We start from the raw sequence: 18,809 nt of genomic DNA, 5'->3' as shown, positions 1-18,809 counted from the left end.
AGGCTCTACGGTCCGGTTCCGGTGTAGAACAAGCCGGAGAGGTTTTGCCCGACGTTGGCGAAGCCGGAGACCACGGCCGAGGTGATGAGGTCGAGCGTGCTGCGGTTGTACACGCCGGAGAGGTCGGCGCCGCGGTTGAGGATGCCGGAGAGTTCGGTGCCGAAGTTGGCGAAGCCGGAGGCGGATCCCAGCAGCGGATCGGAGATGGCGTTGAGCCAGCCCGACATGGCCGAGCCGACGTTGTAGAAGCCTGAGCCCCCGCCGCCGCCGGTGTTGAAGAAGCCCGACGACGGCAGTGTGGTCATGTTGCCGAAGCCCGGGGTTCCGCCGAAGCCGAAGATGGGGATGTTGATGGGGCCGATGGTGGAGTCGCCGGTCAGGTCCAGCGCGATCCGGTCGATGGTGATCAGCGACGGGATGTCGAAGGCGGGGGTGCCGTCGGAGAGCGCCAGGCCCAGGGGTAGTTGGGGTATGAGCGTGCCGCCGGGGATGGTGAAGCCCGGGATGGTCAGCGACAGCGGCAGGCCGATCTGGATGGGGTCGGTGGGGATGGTGAATCCCGGGAAGCTCACTGGCGTGGGGTCGAAGGCTATGGGATCCACGCTGAATCCGGGGGTAATGACGGTTTCTCCGCCAGGATTGCCCATGAACATGACCGGTCCCGGAAGGCGTAGAGCGAAGCTGGCGAGCAAGACAAACGAATCGCTCGATCCGGAAATCGTGGTGACTTCCGATTGGAGCACGGAGAGCGTAGCGCCGGGGGTGGTGAGGATGATGTCCGCGACGCTGATCGGGCCCACCGCAAGGCTGGGGTCGATGCCCACGGTGAACGATGGGATCGGGATGTCCGGGATGGCCAGTGCGCCGATGTCGCCGATCGCGGTGACGCCCCACGGAATCGACGGGATCTGGATGGACGGCAGCACGGTGATCGGACCCACCCCACCGGTGACCTCGACGCCGACCGCGGGGAACTGCGGAATGGTGTAACCCAGTTCGAAACCAGGCAGGCCCTGGTAGTTGCCCCGCCACAGCATGCCGTTGCTGAAGTTGCCCTCGATGAAGGCACCGGTGTTGACATTGCCGGCGTTGGCGATACCGGTGTTGGAATGCCCGGTGTTCAACCAGCCGGTGTTGGTGTTGCCCGGGTTGAGATCACCGGTGTTGGTGTCCCCGGCGTTGAAGGTGCCCGTGTTGTAACTACCGGTATTGGCCATGCCTGTGTTGAAGCTGCCGGCGTTGAACAACCCCGTGCTGGCGATCCCGGAATTGCCGATCCCGGTGTTGTAACTGCCGGAATTGAACAATCCGAAGTTGCCGGTACCGGTGTTGAAGAACCCGACGTTGCCGGTGCCGGAGTTGAACAACCCGATGTTGCCGGCCCCGGAGTTCAGCCCGCCGATCCCGGTCAGGTTGTCCCCGACCAGCCCGATCCCGATGTTGTTGCTCCCGGTGTTGGCCAACCCGATATTGCCCACACCGAGGTTGGCCAATCCCCAGTTGCCGCTACCGGCATTACCCCACCCGACATTGCCCACCCCCGCCAGGCCCGCGGCCAGACCCGAGTTGGCGAACCCGAGGTTGCCCTCACCGACGTTGGCGAACCCGAGGTTGCCGCCACCGATATTGCCCAGGCCCAGGTTGAGGTCGCCGATATTGGCCGCACCCCAGTTGAGGTTGCCGACGTTGGCGAACCCGACGTCGCCGTTGCCGACGTTGGCCAACCCGGCGTTGAAGACAGTGATGGGGTTGTGCCCACCGGCGTTGGCGGCCAACACCCCGGCGAGGTGATCGCCGACGTTGCCGATGCCCGAGACCACCGCCGGGGTCCCGAACGCCACCGTGGCGGTGTTGTAGAAGCCCGATACCGCCGAACCGACGTTGAGAATGCCCGAGGACAGCGAGCCGACATTGAAATAGCCCGAGCCGGCCCCGGCCACCACGTCGTGGGCCTGGTTCCACCAGCCCGACATCCCGGCACCGACGTTGCCCCACCCCGATCCGCCACCGGCACCGGTGTTGAAGAACCCCGACGACGGCAGGGTGGTCGTGTTGCCGATGCCCGGGGTCGGCGGGATGTCGATCAGCGGGATGCTGCTGGGAGCAACGAACAGCGACCCGACGGCGCTGGCCGGGATTTGCGGGAACGTGATCGCCGGAATGTCCACCCCGCCGGCACCAGCGATCACATCGAGGTTGAGCAGCGAAGCGCCGTCGAATGTCAAACCACCCGGGAACACGGTGATCGCATCCAGACTGCCCGGCACACCGAAACCCGCCGACAGCGGCTGAATACTGAGCGCGGGAGTGCTAAAAGCCTGGGTGGCCAGACTGATGATGGTGTTACTGGGGCCGGACATGCCACCGTTGGCACCGACATTGCCGGTCGCGAACGGGGTTGGGGGGTCAAGGATTGGGGTGGGGATGTATTCCCTGCCGATCGTGTAGTACGTCGGGGCACCGACGCCGGCGGACGTCCAGATGATGAATGGGCTGAACGATGTGAACGGCGCGGTTACCCCGTCCGACGAGCTGATGAAGGTGATGGAGTCGATAGCGGGGATGGTGACGGACGGGAGGGTGATGGGGCCCAGGGCGATGTTTCCGGTGATGTCGGGGTCAAGGGCGGGGATGTCGATCTGCGGGAGGGTGAACGCGCCCATCGCGACGTTGCCACCCAGGTGGGCATTGATCTCCGGGACCGGGATCGGCGGGATGACCACCGGACCGAAACTGCCCGTGAACTCCGCGTCCAGGATCGAGATCTTGGGCACATCAAGGTGATAGGACAAGCCCAACAAGCCCTCGTAGTCACCACGCCACAAGATGCCGTTGCTGAAATTGCCCGACAGGAACGCCCCGGTGCCAACCGCCCCCGAGTTGGCGATGCCGGTGTTGGCGTGGCCGGTGTTGAACCAGCCGGTGTTGACATCACCGGGATTGACATCGCCACTGTTGGTGTCCCCGGCATTGAAACTGCCCGTGTTGTAGCTCCCGGGGTTAGCCACCCCGGTGTTGAAACTCCCGGCATTGAACAACCCGGTGTTGGCGACGCCCGAGTTGGCGATACCGGTGTTGTAGTCCCCGGAATTGAACAACCCAACGTTGCCGGTACCGGTGTTGAAGAACCCGACATTGCCAGTGCCGGAGTTGAACAACCCCAGATTGCCGGCCCCGGAGTTCAGCCCCCCGATACCGGTCAGGTTGTCCCCGACCAGCCCGATCCCGATGTTGTTGCTCCCAGTGTTGGCCAACCCGATATTGCCCACACCCAGATTCGCCAGCCCCCAGTTGTCACTGCCCGCGTTGGCGAACCCAACATTGCCCACCCCCGCCAACGCGGCCAGCCCCTTGTTAGCCCACCCGAAGTTGCCGTCACCGACGTTGGCGAACCCGAGGTTGCCGCCACCGATATTGCCCAGGCCCAGGTTGAGATCGCCGAGGTTGGCGCCCCCGAGGTTGAACTGCCCGACATTGCCCAACCCCACGTTGACGTTGCCCACATTGGCCAACCCCAGATTCACAATCAGGGTCTGGTGCAGCGCGGTCCCGGCCGCCGAGATCCCCGCCAGCTGCTGGCCCAGGGTGCCGATGCCCGAGAGCAACGCCGGGGTTCCTAGGTCTAGGGTGCTGGTGTTGTAGAGCCCCGAGACACCCGAGCCGACGTTGAGCACCCCCGAGCCCAGCGAGCCGACGTTGAGCACCCCCGAGCCCGACCCCGCCAGCAGCTCGTGTGCTTGGTTCCACCACCCCGAGATACCCGCACCGAAGTTACCGAACCCCGATGTGCCGCCGGTCCCGGAATTGAAGAACCCCGACGACGGCGTCGGTGTGGTGTTGCCGAAGCCCGGTGTCGCCGGGATATCGATGATCGGGATGCTGCTGTCGGGCACGCTGAGGTTCAACGCCAGGTTCAGCGGCAGCGGGTCGATCGTGAACCCACCCGGGAAAATCGTGATCGGGTCCAACACACCGGCCGCCTGGACCATCAACGGAATCGGGTTCTCCGGAATCGACAACCCACCCGGGAACAAGGTGAACGCCGGCAACCGCAACGCCCCATCAATGTTCAGCGGAATACTCGACGTCGCGATCTCCGGGATGACGATGGGTGGGATCGTGATCGACGTGCTACCGGTCGATGCGTTACCGGCGCCGGTGGTAATGGTGATGCCCGTCACGGGTTGGTTGGCATGGCCGTTGGCGTTGAGGCCGTTGGGCTGCCCGATGGTCCACGTGCCGGCGAGTATCCCCGGCTGTGAGATGTCCACGGTGATCACGGGGAGTGTGAATGGCGGCGGGGCTGGAGTGGCCGGGTTGATGACGGGAGTCACAATAGTCTCGCCGGGGAAGTCCACGCCGGGGAAGAAGACGATCGGCGGGATCTCCGTTGGGAGGTCCGGGATCAGATCGTGGATGTCGAGATCTATTGCGGGCACGTCGATTTGTGGGATGGTGAACGGCCCGATCTCGATGAGTTCGTCGATGTCGAACAGTGACATGCCGGGGATGTCGATCTGATCGATCGTGACGGGGCCGAAGTTTAGGGTTTCGTTGATGTCGAGAAGGGTGCTACCAGCGATATCGATGCTGAACGAGAAGCCGTAGACACCGTGCCAGTCACCGGTCCACAACGCCCCGTTGTTGAAGCTGCCGGCGTTGAACGCCCCGGTGTTGACATTGCCGGTGTTGAACCAGCCGGTGTTGATGTCACCGACGTTGAACCAACCGGTGTTGATATCGCCGGGATTGACGTCACCGGTGTTGAAGCTGCCCACGTTAAGGCTGCCCGTGTTGTAGCCACCGGCATTGGCCACCCCGGTGTTGAAACTCCCGGCATTGAATAGCCCGGTCGAGGCCACACCCGAGTTACCGATACCGGTGTTGTAGCTACCCGAATTCCCGATACCGAAGTTCCCGGTCCCGGTATTGAAGAACCCGATATTGCCGGTACCGGAGTTGAACAACCCCAGATTGCCGGTCCCGGAGTTCCAACCACCGAACCCGGTCAGATTGTCCCCGACCAGCCCGATCCCGATGTTGTTGTCACCGGTATTGGCGAACCCAATATTGCCCACTCCCAGGTTCGCCAAGCCCCAGTTGTCGCTGCCGGCATTGGCCCACCCGACATTGGCCACACCCGCCAGGCCGGCCGCCAGGCCCGAATTGCCGAACCCAACGTTGCCGTGGCCAACGTTGCCGAACCCAACATTGCCGTCGCCGATATTGCCCAACCCAAAGTTCTGCGCACCGAGGTTGCCGCCACCCACATTGGTGGTGCCGAGGTTGCCCGCACCCACATTGAGTTCGCCGATATTGGCGAAGCCGAGGTTGATCCCACCGACGTTGCCTAGGTCAAACAGGTTCTGGATGTTCAAGTGCTGCAGCTCGGCCAGGGCCAAGTCGATGATGCTCGGCTCGCCCGACCCGCCCGAACCCCCGCTGGTCAGCATTGCGATCAGGCCATCAAGGGACAGCCCCGACAGCTGGTTGCCGAGGTTGCCGAAACCCGAGATCACCGCGGGTTCGCCGACGTTGAGCGTGCTGACGTTGAACAGCCCCGAGATGTCGGTGCCCGAGTTCAGCAGGCCCGAGGCCAGGGTGCCGGCATTGCCCAGCCCGGACAACGTCCCCAGCATCGCGTTCGGGGCGGCCTGGTGCAGCAGGCCCGACACCGCCGCCCCGACATTGCCGAATCCCGAACCGCCGCCACCGCCGGAGTTGAAGAAACCCGATGACGCCAGCTCGGTCGAGTTCCCGAAGCCCGGGACCGCCGGGATATCGATAATCGGGATGGTGATCGGCCCCGCACTGGTGAGGATGTCGAAATCCAGCGGGATCGGGTCAATCCTGACACCCGGAATGGTGACCGCCGGGATGTCCACCGACAAATCAATCGGCAACACCTCAGACATCGAAAGCCCATCAATGATCGACGCCGGAATATCAAACGCTTCGTCGATGAGTGTCGAACTGCTCTCTGAAATTGCTTCCAGCATAATGGGATCCGGAGATATCTCCAGCGGCACAGATATTGCGCCAAGCGCTACGGAATTGAGGGATACCGGGGAGTTCAATTCAATCACGACGGGATTAGCGAAGTTCGGATCAAAGACCCGGAAAAAGTCCACGATGGCCTGCGGAAGGGTCACATTGAGGTCGAAGTCATTAATTCGGACGTTCGAGAGGGTAGCGGGGCCCGCGGTAAAAACTCCGGTAGCGTTCAACGCCGATAGCAAGGTGGTGGCGGGGGCGGTGAAGTCGACGTTGACGACGCCGTCGATGCCGATGGTGATTCCCGGGATGGGGATATCGGGCACCGCGAACTGGTAGCTCGCGTCTCCGGTCAGGTCCAAGTGCAGTGGGGGAAGCAGCTCGATGTCGGGGATGACGATGGGGTCCACCCCGCCGGTGGTGGTGATATGGATCGGGAACTCGGGAATCGTGATGCCAAAGGACACGCCGAACAGGCCCTCGTAGTCGCCGCGCCACAGCAGGCCGTTGTTGGCGTTGCCCGACATCAACGCCCCGGTGTTGAACGTGCCGGTATTGAGCACCCCGGTGTTGGCGTCACCGGTGTTGAGCCAGCCGGTGTTGAGGCTGCCGGTGTTGAAATCGCCGGTGTTGGTGTCGCCGACGTTGAAGCTACCCGTGTTGTAGCTGCCGGGATTGGCCAGACCGGTGTTGAAGTTCCCGGCGTTGAACACCCCGGTACTGGCGATACCGGAGTTGGCGATCCCGGTGTTGTAGTCGCCGGAGTTGAACAATCCGAAATTGCCGGTGCCGGTGTTGAAGAACCCGATATTGCCGGTGCCGGAGTTGAACAACCCGATATTGCCGGCCCCGGAGTTCACGCCGCCGATCCCGGTCAGGTTGTCCCCGACCAGCCCGATCCCGATATTGCCCGTGCCGGTGTTGGCCCACCCGACATTGCCCACACCCAGATTCGCCAACCCCCAGTTGCTGTCCCCGGCGTTGGCGAACCCGATATTGCCCACACCAGCCAGACCGGCGGCGACGCCGGTGTTGGCCCACCCCAGGTTGTCGGTACCGATGTTGGCGAACCCGATATTGGTGGCGCCGAGGTTGCCCCACCCCAGATTGCCTTCGCCGAAGTTGGCCGCACCCACGTTGACGTCGCCGAGGTTGCCCACCCCGAGGTTGAATACGCCGATATCGGCCAGACCGACGTTGGTGATGCTGCTGCCCTGGCTAAGCACCGTGCCCGCGGCCAACAACCCCGCCAGCTGATGGCCCACATTGCCGATGCCCGACAGCATCGCCGGCGCCCCGATCCCCAGGGTGCTGGTGTTGTAGAGCCCCGAGAGTCCCGAGCCGACGTTGAGCACCCCCGAGCCCAGGGTGGTGGCGTTGGCCAAACCCGAGCTCGCTCCGGCCAGCACGTCGTGGGCCTGGTTCCACCAGCCCGACATGCCCGCACCCACATTGCCGAAACCCGATCCCCCACCGCCACCGGCGTTGAAGAACCCCGACGACGGTGCCGTGGTGGTGTTGCCGATACCCGGGACCGCCGGAATATCGATAACTGGGATCTGGATCGGCCCGATCAACGCGGTCCCATCCACCCCGGCCGCAATGGTGTCGATCGTGAGCCCGTTGGGCAGCAACGTGAACGCGTCCAGACCACCGGACAGGTTGGTGACCCCCGCAGACGCCTGCGGGAACACCAGACCACCCGGGAAGAACGTGATCGCGTCATTACCGCCGGACAGGTTCACCGTCACCGGCGTCTGTGCAGGAATCGTCCAGCCATTCGGGAACAGCGTCAACGCGTTACTGCTGAAGCTGATGCTTGCGGGGACGGCACTGCCAACCGTAGAACCGCTGAGCGTGACGCCACTGAGTGACAAGTTCGACAAGAAGAACCCATTGGGATCGCCCAACTGGCCAATAGTGGCGAACGGCTCGTTGAAGCTGAAGGATCCGAGACCAATCCCCAGAGAGGCGGTGAGGGCCTCAATCGCACGAATTGGCGCGATGGTGGCTTCCCCGAGGTTTACGGATCCCACGGCGTCGATGGGGATCGCGGGAATGGTGATCTCTGGGAGGGTGAACGGGCCTAGACCCACCGAGGCGTTGGTGATGTCGAAGTGCAGGGCCGGGATCGGCACCGGCGCCACAGTCACCGGCCCCACCCCCGCACCCGCCTGCACCGTGACCGGGAATTGGGAAATCGTGGGCCCCAACCGTGCCCCTACCAAGCCCTCATACTCGCCGCGCCACAGGATGCCGTTGCTGAAATCACCCGACATGAACGCGCCGGTACCCACGGTGCCCGCATTCGCGATACCAGTGTTGGCTTGCCCAGTGTTGAACCAGCCCGTATTGACGCTGCCCGGGTTGCCATCGCCGGTGTTGGTGTCGCCGGCATTGAAGCTGCCGGTGTTGTAACTACCCGGGTTAGCGACCCCGGTGTTGAAGCTCCCGGAGTTGAACAACCCGGTACTGGCCATACCGGAGTTCCCGACGCCGGTGTTGTAGGACCCGGAGTTGCCGATGCCGACGTTGCCGGTCCCCGAATTGAAGAACCCGATGTTGCCGGTGCCGGCGTTGAACAACCCGATATTGCCGCTACCCGAGTTGAGACCCCCGATACCGGTCAGGTTGTCCCCGACCAGCCCGATCCCGATGTTGTTGCTACCGCTATTAGCAAAACCAATATTGCCCACACCCAGATTCGCCAAACCCCAGTTGCCGCTACCGGTGTTACCGAAACCCACATTGCCCAGCCCTGGTAACCCCACGGCCAGCCCAGCATTACCGGCGCCAACGTTGCCGTGCCCCACGTTGGCGAACCCGATATTGCCGTCGCCGATATTGGCGTTGCCCAGGTTGATGTCACCGATGTTGGCGCCGCCGACATTGAACTCCCCGACATTGCCCAGCCCGACGTTGAGGTTGCCGACGTTGGCCAACCCCAGGTTGGCGATCACCGTCTGATTGAGCGCGGTCCCCGCCGCCGACAACCCCGACAGCTGCTGGCCGATGTTGCCGGCACCCGAGAGCACCGCCGGGACTCCGGCACCCAGCGCGCTGGTGTTGTAGAGCCCCGAAAGTCCCGAGCCGACGTTGAGCACACCCGAGCCCAGCGTGGCGGCGTTGAGCACACCCGAACCGGCACCGGCCACCGCACTGGGTGCCTGGTTCCACCACCCCGAACTACCCGCTCCGAAGTTCCCGAAACCCGAGGTCCCACCGGCACCGGAGTTAAAGAATCCCGACGACGGCGCAATCGTCGAGTTCCCCACCCCCGGCGTCGCCGGAATATTCAGACCCTCGATCGGGATCGGACCGATGTTGACCCCGATCCCCAGGTTCAGCGGGATGCGGTCAATCGTGATCGCCGGGGTGCTAAAGCCATCGATCTGGCCCGCGATATCGATCGTCAACGGCAACGGCTGCGCCGGAATACTAAACCCGGGGATAGTAACGCCAGCGGTACCGATCGACGCACTGGCCAGCAACGCCAGCGGATTATCCGGAACACTGATGCCATTCGGCAACACCGTGATGGCGGGGGTATTCCAGTCGATAGTAAAGGGTAATGATTGGTTTATTCTGGTGTCGATACTGATGGGGCCGATCACAGTACCAGCTGAATCAGTGATCGCGGGTACGTTGACGACCCCCAACACATTCAGCGGACCAACGTTAAAAGTCGTGTTGAAGACCTGGGCGGCGAAGAGAGTGATGGGCGAGAGGGTCAGTGGGCCGATGCTGATGGGTATGGCAGTGCCCCCATCGAATGCCGGAATCACAATATCGGGAACCACCAGCGGACCCAAGTTAAAGGTGTGCTGAATATTCAGCGGGATGTCCGGAAGGATCTGGATCGGCTCAAGAGTGATCGGACCAATACCGCCGTCGAGGCCCAGCCCGATCGGGATCTCCGATATCGAAGATCCGGCGAAGAGGCCAAACAGGCCCTGGTAATCGCCCACCCACAAGGCGCCGTTGCTGTAGTTACCCGAGATGAACACACCGGTGTTGACATCGCCAGAGTTGCCGATCCCGGTGTTGGTGTCCCCGGTGTTCAACCAGCCCGTGTTGACGCTGCCCGGATTGAAATCACCGGTATTGGTGCTCCCCGCGTTGAAACTACCCGTGTTGTAACCACCAGCATTCGCCACGCCCGTATTGAAGCTTCCGGTGTTGAAAAACCCACTACTGGCCACCCCCGAATTACCGACACCCGTGTTGTAACTCCCCGAGTTGAACAACCCGAAATTCCCGGTCCCGGAATTAAAAAAACCGACGTTCCCGGTCCCCGAGTTGAACAGCCCAATGTTCCCGCTACCCGAGTTCAGCCCACCGACACCGGTCAGGTTGTTACCGGTGAGCCCAATACCGATGTTATTGTTGCCGGTGTTCGCGAAACCGATATTGCCCACACCCAAGTTCGCAAGACCAACATTATTGCTCCCGGCATTGCCCGAACCAATATTGCCAAGGCCCGGCACCAGCCCCAGACCGGAATTTCCGAAACCGACATTGCCGCTACCGACATTGCCGAAACCCAGGTTGCCGCTCCCCACGTTGGCCCCACCCACATTGCGCCCACCGACGTTGGACCCACCAACGTTGAACGCCCCCACGTTGCCCAGACCGAAGTTGTAATTGCCCACATTGGCCGACCCCGCATTCAGCCGAAACACCTTCGCCAGGCCCGCCAACCCCGCCAACGGCTGACCAAACGCCGGCAACGCCGCCGCTGACGACGCGCCGCCGTGATACCCCACCATCGCGGCCACATCCTGGGCCCACATCACCTCATACTCAGCCTCAACCGCCGCGATCAACGCGGTGTTCTGCCCCAACACATTCGACAACGCCAACGACCGCACCACCGCCCGATTGGCCGCCACCACCACCGGATCCACCGACGCCGCCAACGCCGCCTCAAAAGCCCCCGCCGCCACCCGCGCCTGCCCCGCCGCCGTCAACGCCGCCACCGCCGCCGCGTCCAACCACCCCACATACGGAGCCGCCGCCGCCGTCATCGCCGCCGCCGCCGCACCCTGCCACAACCCACCCGGTCCCGCCGCCAACCCCGACGTCACCGACCCAAACGACTCCGCCGCCAACCCCAACTCCGCGGCCAACCCCTCCCACCCCGCCGCCGCAGCCAACAACGGACCCGACCCCGCACCCCCATACAGCAATACGGAATTGATCTCCGGGGGCAGCACCTGAAAATTCATCGTTCGCTCATCATCGGACCGGCACTCTTAGCCTGAACGGTGGGTATCCGGAGGTCAACGCCGTCCTGGTCGGTCACACCCGGAAGGTCCATCGCCTCATTCCCTTCTCAACCGATCGCGATCTCCGATGGGTTCGCATGGACATCGCGACGGCGCACGACGCGTTGGCGTATTCGCAGAGGACCGCCAGTGCCCGGCAATGTGGCGTCCAACTTACGATCCGGACTACGATTCCGCCCGAAATACGGCTGCTAGAGGGCAAGTTGTCCAGAAAGCTGGATCAGACGGTGCAAAGTGCACATCTACTGAGGCCACACATCGTTCATGCGGGCCACTGAGGATCACAGGTCGAGCCCAGAGCAAATTACCCGATCGGGGTCGTATTTCCGCTGGACGGCGGCCAGCCGTGGGAGGTTCGGGCCGAAGTAGCGCTCCACTGGGGTGTTGGCTTCCCGATAGTTGACGTAGCGGCCTACCGAGAACGGTTGCACCTCGCGATGTGCGGCTTTCAGCCAAGTGGTGGCAGTCGACACTCGCTCGCCACTGGGAGTCTCGACATACCACTGAGCGACTGCGGCTTGCCGCCGCCATGGGAATGCCGAACCACCCGGGTCCACGTCACCGACCGCGCCGGTGAGGGTATCGACGATTACCGACGCCCGTCCCGCGCCGGGCGGCCACTGTCGCATCGCAGCAACGATCGCGTCAGCCGCGCTCGCGTCTACCACACCGATGACGTCGGACCCGGCGACAAAGCCGCGCGGCGTACTTGTCGCGCTGCCGCCCGCCAGATACGTGACCAAGTCCATGAAACGCAAGGTTCTGCGCTCAATATCGTTCGGGCGCAGTCCGACTGCGGCCTTGATCGCGGCGGCCGCGTCAGGCCCCGAGCCCGCCGGGCACGTCGCAAGCACATGGCAGTTGGCGCGTCCGGAGCCGGTGGAGAAATCGACGAGGCCCCAGGTGTTGCGGTCGGCCGCGGCCAGCCATGTCTGCCATCCGGTGAGCACGTGTGCTGCCGCCTGCGCCGGGAAATCGACCCGGACAACATCGGAGTCGGCGGTGGGGAACGTCGCGAAAGTCATCGACGTCGTCACGCCGAAGTTGCCGCCCCCGCCGCCGCGGAGTGCCCAGAACAGATCGGGGTGGTCGTCGGCCGACGCGGTAATCGCGTCACCGTTGGGCAGCACGACCGTGGCCGACGTGAGCGCGTCGCACGTCAGGCCTGCATGACGGGAGTCGGCTCCCAACCCGCCGCCGAGGGCCAAACCGGCGGTACCCACCGTTGGGCAGCTCCCCGTGGGAATCGCCCGTCCCGGACCAGCTAGTGCCTGGTGGACCGCATAAAGGCCGGTAGCGGCCGGCACCGTGACGTCGCCGGTCGCACTGTCGAACCGCACCCCGCCGGGCAATCCGCGTAGATCGAGAACCATGGCGCCGTCCGCCGTCGACGCGCCAATGTAGGAGTGCCCGCCGCCGCGCGGGGCGATCGTGAGCTTGTTCGCGGCTGCGAATGTGACCGCCCGCTGGACGTCTGCAAGCGACGTGACCGTGACGACCGCGGCTGGGGTCGAGGTGTCGTAGAGCGAGTTGAAGACCCGTTTAGCTCGAGTGAACGAGGCGCCGCCGTTCGGAAGCAGCACCCGACCACCGATCGAGGAGTCCAGCGAGCTCCAGCCGCCGGGATTTGCCCGTGCCGGCACGGCCGCGGACAGCGCCGTGGTGACCAGTGCTCCGGCAGCGCCGCGAAGAAACATGTGACGCGAGATCACGCGAGATCCTTGAGCTGCATTGTTGGCAGTCCCTACGGCGAGGCCGGACCGGATTCTCCGGCGACACGCATAGTGCGCAAACTTTTATCCCGTCGTGTTTCAAATGTGACTGTTATACACCACAGTTCTTAAAGTTACCTGAGTGCCCAAAGTGCACTCCGAGACAAACCGAGGAGCAGCTATGAAGGCACAGGACAACAGCCATCGGCGGGTGTGGGTCGCGCGTCACCGGCCGATAACTATTCGTTTGCTGGCGGCCGCCGCGGGCGTCTTCGCCGCGATGGCGGCATTCGCGAACCCCGCCGACGCCGACACGACCGACGACGCCTTCATCACTGCGCTGAACACCGCAGGCGTCGACTACGGCGACCCGGCAGCCGCCCTTGCGCTGGGCCACGTGTTGTGCCCCATGCTGTCCGAGCAGGGCGGATCGTTCGCCTCAGCCGCGTCGACCGTCGCCGCCATCGACCACCTGTCGCCGGAGATGTCAGAAGCCTTCACGGGCTTCGCCATCACGATGTTTTGCCCATCGGTGATGTCCAACCTCGCCGACGGCGGCCTGTCGGCACTGCAACAAGTACCGGGGCTGCCGGGGTTCTAGGCGGTTACCCCGTGCCCAGCGGGTCGATTGTCCACGCGATGTAGACCATCGCGGCGCCGACCGAGGTCATGGTCATGACGTCGATTCCCCTGCTACGCACCGCCAACAGACCGGCCCGGTCATCCGACAACACCAGCCGGAGCGTGGCTGCAACTCCGACACCGATGCCGATCAGCAGGGAACCGCGACGCCAGAAATTGGCCCCCGCCAACGCGAATGCCGCGGCGAAAATGAGCCCAACCAGCATGACAGGCCATTGGGCGCGCACCGCGCGCGTCATAGCGGCCGGCAAGCTCATCGCTGCTCGGCCAGCCCGACGACATTGGCCAGCAGGAACGCTCGGGTCAGCGGGCCGACGCCGCCGGGGTTGGGCGACACGTGACCGGCAACCTCCCAGACGTCGGGATGCACGTCGCCGACCAGCCCGTCCTCGGTGCGGCTGACACCGACGTCGACGACCGCGGCGCCGGCGCGCACCATGTCGGCGGTCAGCAGCTGCGGCACGCCGACCGCGGCCACGATGATGTCAGCTTGCCTGGTCAGCGCCGACAGGTCGCGGGTTCCGGTGTGGCACAACGTGACGGTCGCGTTCTCGGATCGCCGAGTGAGCAACAGCCCCAGGGGGCGACCGACCGTCACCCCGCGGCCGATGACAACGACGTGTGCGCCGGCGATCCCGACGTCGTAGCGGCGCAGCAGGTGCACGATGCCGCGTGGAGTGCACGGCAGCGGCGCCGGGGTGTTGAGGACCAGCCGGCCGAGATTGGTCGGGTGCAGCCCGTCGGCGTCCTTGCTCGGGTCGACTCTCTCCAGGGCCGCATTCTCGTCCAAATGCTTCGGCAGCGGCAGTTGCACGATGTAGCCGGTGCACTCCGGGTTGGCATTGAGTTCGTCGATGGTCTCGTTGAGCGTGGCCTGGCTGATGTCAGCGGGCAGGTCACGCCGGATGGACGTGATCCCCACCTTGGCGCAATCGGCGTGCTTGCCGCGGACGTAGGCCCGCGACCCGGGGTCGTCGCCCACGAGGATGGTGCCCAATCCCGGCGTACGGTGCGACGCGGACCCCGACGCACTCAGAGCCGCCACCCGTTGCTTCAAGTCGACGAAGATCTCGTCGCGGGTAGCCTTGCCGTCCAGCGTGATTGCGCCCACGCCAGACAGTCTGGCATGCCCACGCGGGTAGGCTCCCAATATGGCCTCTGACCTCGCCGCTGCCCCGGACGTGTTGGAGCCGGCCACGCTGGGACCGCTGACATTGCGCAACCGCGTCATCAAGGCCGCGACCTTCGAGGCGCGCACACCGCATGCGCTGGTGACCGACGACCTGATCGACTACCACCGAGCACCCGCCGCCGGCGGGGTCGGCATGACCACCGTCGCCTACTGCGCGGTCTCCCCCGGCGGCCGCACCGGCGGCGAGCAGATCTGGATGCGCCCGGAAGCGGTGCCGGGGCTGCGCCGGCTCACCGAGGCCATCCACGCGGAGGGCGCGGCGGTGAGCGCGCAGATCGGCCACGCCGGCCCGGTTGCCGATGCCCGGTCGAACAAAGCGAAGGCGTTGGCGCCGGTGCGGTTCTTCAATCCGATTGCGATGCGGTTCGCCAAGAAGGCGACCCGTGCGGACATCGATGACGTGATGGCCGCGCACGCCAACGCCGCTCGCCTGGCCGTCGACTCTGGTTTCGACGCCGTGGAAATTCATCTGGGGCACAACTATCTGGCGAGTGCTTTTCTGTCTCCGCTGATCAATCGGCGCAGCGACGAGTTCGGCGGGTCGCTGCAGAACCGAGCGAAATTGGCTCGAGGAGTGGTGATGGCCGTGCGCCGCGCGGTCGAGAAGGACGGGGCCGGTCGGATCGCGGTAACGGCCAAGCTCAATATGGCCGACGGCATCCGCGGTGGGATCACCGTCGAAGAGGCGTTGACCACCGCAAGGTGGCTGCAAGATGACGGCGGCCTGGATGCCCTCGAGCTGACCGCGGGCAGTTCGCTGGTCAACCCGATGTATCTGTTCCGCGGCGACGCGCCGGTCAAGGAGTTCGCGGCTGTCTTCAAGCCGCCGCTGCGCTGGGGTATCCGCATGACCGGCAACAAGTTTATGCGGGAGTACCCCTACCACGATGCCTACCTATTGCGCGATGCTCGGCTGTTTCGCGCCGAGCTGTCGATGCCGCTGATCCTGCTGGGCGGAATCACCAATCGCGAGTCCATGGATCTGGCGATGACCGAGGGTTTTGAGTTCGTCGCCATGGCGCGGGCATTGCTGGCCGAACCCGACCTGATCAATCGGATCGCCGCCGACGGCACGCGCCACAGCGTGAAATCAGCCTGCACACACTGCAATCGATGCATGCCCACGATCTACCGTCACACTCACTGCGTGGTCACCGGCGCGCCCGGTTGAGCCAGGTGACGATACACGCCGCGCCGCGGCGTGAGGAGGAGCCGGGAAACTGTGCCCAGCCGGGTGACCGCGGGATGAATGGGCCTATGCCGTCCCGAATGACCCCGACGCGCGGAAAATGTTGAAACTGCTGCCGTGGGTCCGCGAGCTAGAGTTGGTGCGATGACTCCGCCCCCGCCACCAGCGCTTACCGTTGGCTACGAAGGCGCTACGCGTACGTTCGCGGCGGGGCATGACGTGGTGGTCGGACGCGACCTGCGGGCCGACATACGTATCACCCATCCGCTGATTTCGCGGGCACACCTCGTGCTGCGCTTCGATCAGGGGCGCTGGCTGGCGATCGACAACAATTCGCTGAATGGGACGTTCTGCAACGGCCAACGGGTGCCGGTAGTCGACATTCGTGACGGCCAGAGCGTGAACATCGGAAATCCCGACGGGCCGTGCCTGGTCTTTGAGATCGGGCGATATGCCGGAGTGGCCGGGCGCCCACCGCAGACCGAGTCGATGCGCATCAATGCGCCGGCAAATCAGACGGCCGCGCCGCCTGGGCCAGCGGAAACCCGCCAGCCACCGCGGACGTCCGCACCACCGCCGCCAACATATCCCGGTGCGCCCCAACGCCCACCAAGCACCACGGTGCAGCCCGTGCACCCGGGCAGCCCACGACAGCCCAGGTATCCCGCGCGCCCCGCTCCCCCGCCCTCCACCGTGGCACCCCGCCCGCCGATGCCCGGCCAGCCGCCCCCCACGTCAGCCCATCCCACACCGCCAGCCCAGGCACCCGCTCCCAGCGCCAAACCGCCTGAGGTGACGAACCTCGCGACGAAGATGTTCGGTGCCCTCCTGCAGTCGCGGTCCGGGGCCCATCGGGTGCCTGCCGGCTCCGTCACGATCGGCCGTGCCAACGACAACGACATTGTCATCCAGGACGTCCTGGCCTCGCGGCACCACGCCTTCCTCATTCAGACACCGACGGGCACCGAGATCCGTGACGCCCACAGCGTCAATGGAACTTTCGTCAATGGGGTTCGGGTCGGGTCTGCGACATTGACCGAGGCCGATGTGGTCACGATCGGCAACGTCGACCTGGTGTTCACCGGCGACACCCTGGTCCGCCGCACGGAGGCCGACACTCGCGCTGGCGGTCTCGAGGTCAGCTCGGTCTGCTTCACCGTCGAAAATGACAAGCAGCTGCTCGACCACATCTCGCTGACCGCCCGACCGGGAACGCTAACCGCCATCATCGGCGGGTCCGGGGCGGGCAAGACCACGCTGTCGCGGCTCATCGCCGGCTATACCAGCCCCAGCTCTGGCACGGTGACCTTCGAGGGGCACAACCTCCACGCCGAGTACGCGTCCATGCGCAGCAGGATCGGCATGGTCCCCCAGGACGACGTCGTCCACCGCCAGCTGACCATCAACCAAGCCCTCGGCTACGCGGCCGAACTGCGCCTGCCGCCAGACACCACGAAAGAAGACCGAGCGCAGGTCGTGGCCCAGGTGCTCGAAGAACTCGACCTCACCAAGCATGCCGACACCCGCGTCGACAAGCTCTCCGGCGGTCAGCGCAAACGCGCTTCGGTGGCGCTCGAGCTACTCACCGGACCGTCCCTGCTGATCCTCGATGAGCCAACAACCGGCTTGGACCCGGCGCTGGACCGGCAGGTGATGATGATGCTGCGGCAGTTGGCCGACGCCGGCCGCGTGGTGTTGGTGGTTACCCACTCTGTGTCCTACCTCGACGTGTGCGATCAGCTGCTGCTGCTGGCACCCGGTGGCAAGACGGCATTCCTGGGCCCGCCCGACCAGATCGGTGCGGCCATGGGAACCAACAACTGGGCCGACATCTTCACCAAAGTGGGCGCCGACCCCGACGAGGCAAACCGCCGTTTCCTTGCCGCAAACCGGCCGCCGCCGCCGGCCCCCGGACAGTCCCGCCCGGCTAGCGTGGCCGAATCGACGCCCACCAACGTGATTCGGCAGTTCGCGACTGTCGCTCGCCGGCAGATTCGACTGGTCGTCTCCGACCGCGGCTACACCGTGTTCCTCGCGATCCTTCCGTTCCTCATTGGCGTCTTGACGCTCACCGTTCGCGGCAAGACCGGATTCGACATCGCCGACCCGCACAGCAATGCACCCAACCAGCCCGGACAGATCCTGGTGATGCTCAACGTCGGCGCGGTGTTCATGGGTACCGCGCTGACCATCCGCGACCTCGTCGGCGAACGTCCCATTTTCCGGCGGGAGCAGGCCGTCGGCCTGTCGACCTGGGCCTACCTGGCCGCCAAGATCGTCGTGTTCTGCGTGTTCGCGACGGTGCAAGCAGCGATCGCCACGACCATCGCCGTCGTCGGGTGGGGCCAACCAATCGCCAATGCGGTGCTGCTGGGCAACTCCAGTTTCGAGCTGTTCGTCACCGTGGCCGCGACCTGTGTGGCCTCGGCAATCCTCGGCATGGCGCTGTCGGCACTGGCACGCTCCCAGGATCAGATCATGCCCATGCTGGTGATCGCCATCATGTCGCAGTTGGTCTTCTCCGGCGGGATGATCTGGGTGACCAACCGGTTCTTGCTGGACCAATTATCGTGGGCCACGCCAGCGCGCTGGGGCTATGCGGCGGCATCGTCAACGATCGACGTTCACCGCCTAACACCCGGCCCGACCAGCCCGAAAGACCAGCATTGGGACCATACGAAGAGCGCGTGGTTGTTCGACATGAGCATGCTCGGGGTCCTCTGCATCGCGTATATCACCATCCTGTGGTGGAAGATTCGACTCAAGCGCCGCTGACGGGTCCCGCCCATCTA

Annotated in this window: 7 protein-coding genes; 3 read left to right on the top strand and 4 right to left on the bottom strand. The window is 64.6% G+C overall.

Translation table 11 applies throughout. The features are described 5' to 3' along the window. Positions 1 to 5: 5 nt before the first annotated feature. Positions 6 to 11,222 (bottom strand): PPE family protein, encoded by an 11,217-nt coding sequence (locus F6B93_RS05080; protein ID WP_211698115.1) that lies wholly within the window; start codon positions 11,220 to 11,222, stop codon positions 6 to 8. A gap of 341 nt (positions 11,223 to 11,563) precedes the next feature. Next, positions 11,564 to 12,979 (bottom strand): FAD-dependent oxidoreductase, encoded by a 1,416-nt coding sequence (locus F6B93_RS05075; protein ID WP_211699284.1) that lies wholly within the window; start codon positions 12,977 to 12,979, stop codon positions 11,564 to 11,566. A 196-nt stretch (positions 12,980 to 13,175) separates the two neighbouring features. On the opposite strand from F6B93_RS05075, the gene F6B93_RS05070 reads away from it, so the two are divergent. After that, positions 13,176 to 13,595 carry a DUF732 domain-containing protein gene (locus F6B93_RS05070; RefSeq protein ID WP_246541008.1) on the top strand — a complete coding sequence of 140 codons (420 nt, stop codon included), beginning with the start codon at positions 13,176 to 13,178 and terminating at the stop codon, positions 13,593 to 13,595. A gap of 4 nt (positions 13,596 to 13,599) precedes the next feature. Here F6B93_RS05070 and F6B93_RS05065 read toward each other — a convergent pair whose 3' ends face one another. Together F6B93_RS05065 and F6B93_RS05060 are read right to left on the bottom strand one after the other, a co-directional pair. Beyond that, positions 13,600 to 13,893: a DUF3017 domain-containing protein gene (locus F6B93_RS05065; RefSeq protein ID WP_246541007.1), complete on the bottom strand. Its 294-nt coding sequence runs from the start codon at positions 13,891 to 13,893 to the stop codon at positions 13,600 to 13,602. Continuing rightward, positions 13,890 to 14,747: a bifunctional methylenetetrahydrofolate dehydrogenase/methenyltetrahydrofolate cyclohydrolase gene (locus F6B93_RS05060; RefSeq protein WP_211698114.1), complete on the bottom strand. Its 858-nt coding sequence runs from the start codon at positions 14,745 to 14,747 to the stop codon at positions 13,890 to 13,892. The genes F6B93_RS05065 and F6B93_RS05060 overlap by 4 nt, the downstream gene beginning before the upstream one ends. Positions 14,748 to 14,787: 40 nt before the next feature. Between F6B93_RS05060 and F6B93_RS05055 the strand changes: the two genes are divergently transcribed. Both F6B93_RS05055 and F6B93_RS05050 read left to right on the top strand, forming a co-directional pair. Further along, positions 14,788 to 15,999, top strand: coding sequence for an NADH:flavin oxidoreductase (locus F6B93_RS05055; RefSeq protein WP_211698113.1), 1,212 nt, complete (start codon positions 14,788 to 14,790; stop codon positions 15,997 to 15,999). 162 nt (positions 16,000 to 16,161) lie between these two features. Beyond that, positions 16,162 to 18,792: an ATP-binding cassette domain-containing protein gene (locus F6B93_RS05050; protein WP_211698112.1), complete on the top strand. Its 2,631-nt coding sequence runs from the start codon at positions 16,162 to 16,164 to the stop codon at positions 18,790 to 18,792. Positions 18,793 to 18,809: the final 17 nt, after the last annotated feature.

The sequence above is a fragment of the Mycobacterium spongiae genome (assembly GCF_018278905.1).
GTDB lineage: Bacteria > Actinomycetota > Actinomycetes > Mycobacteriales > Mycobacteriaceae > Mycobacterium > Mycobacterium spongiae.
This window is presented reverse-complemented; position numbering and strand designations above follow the sequence as displayed.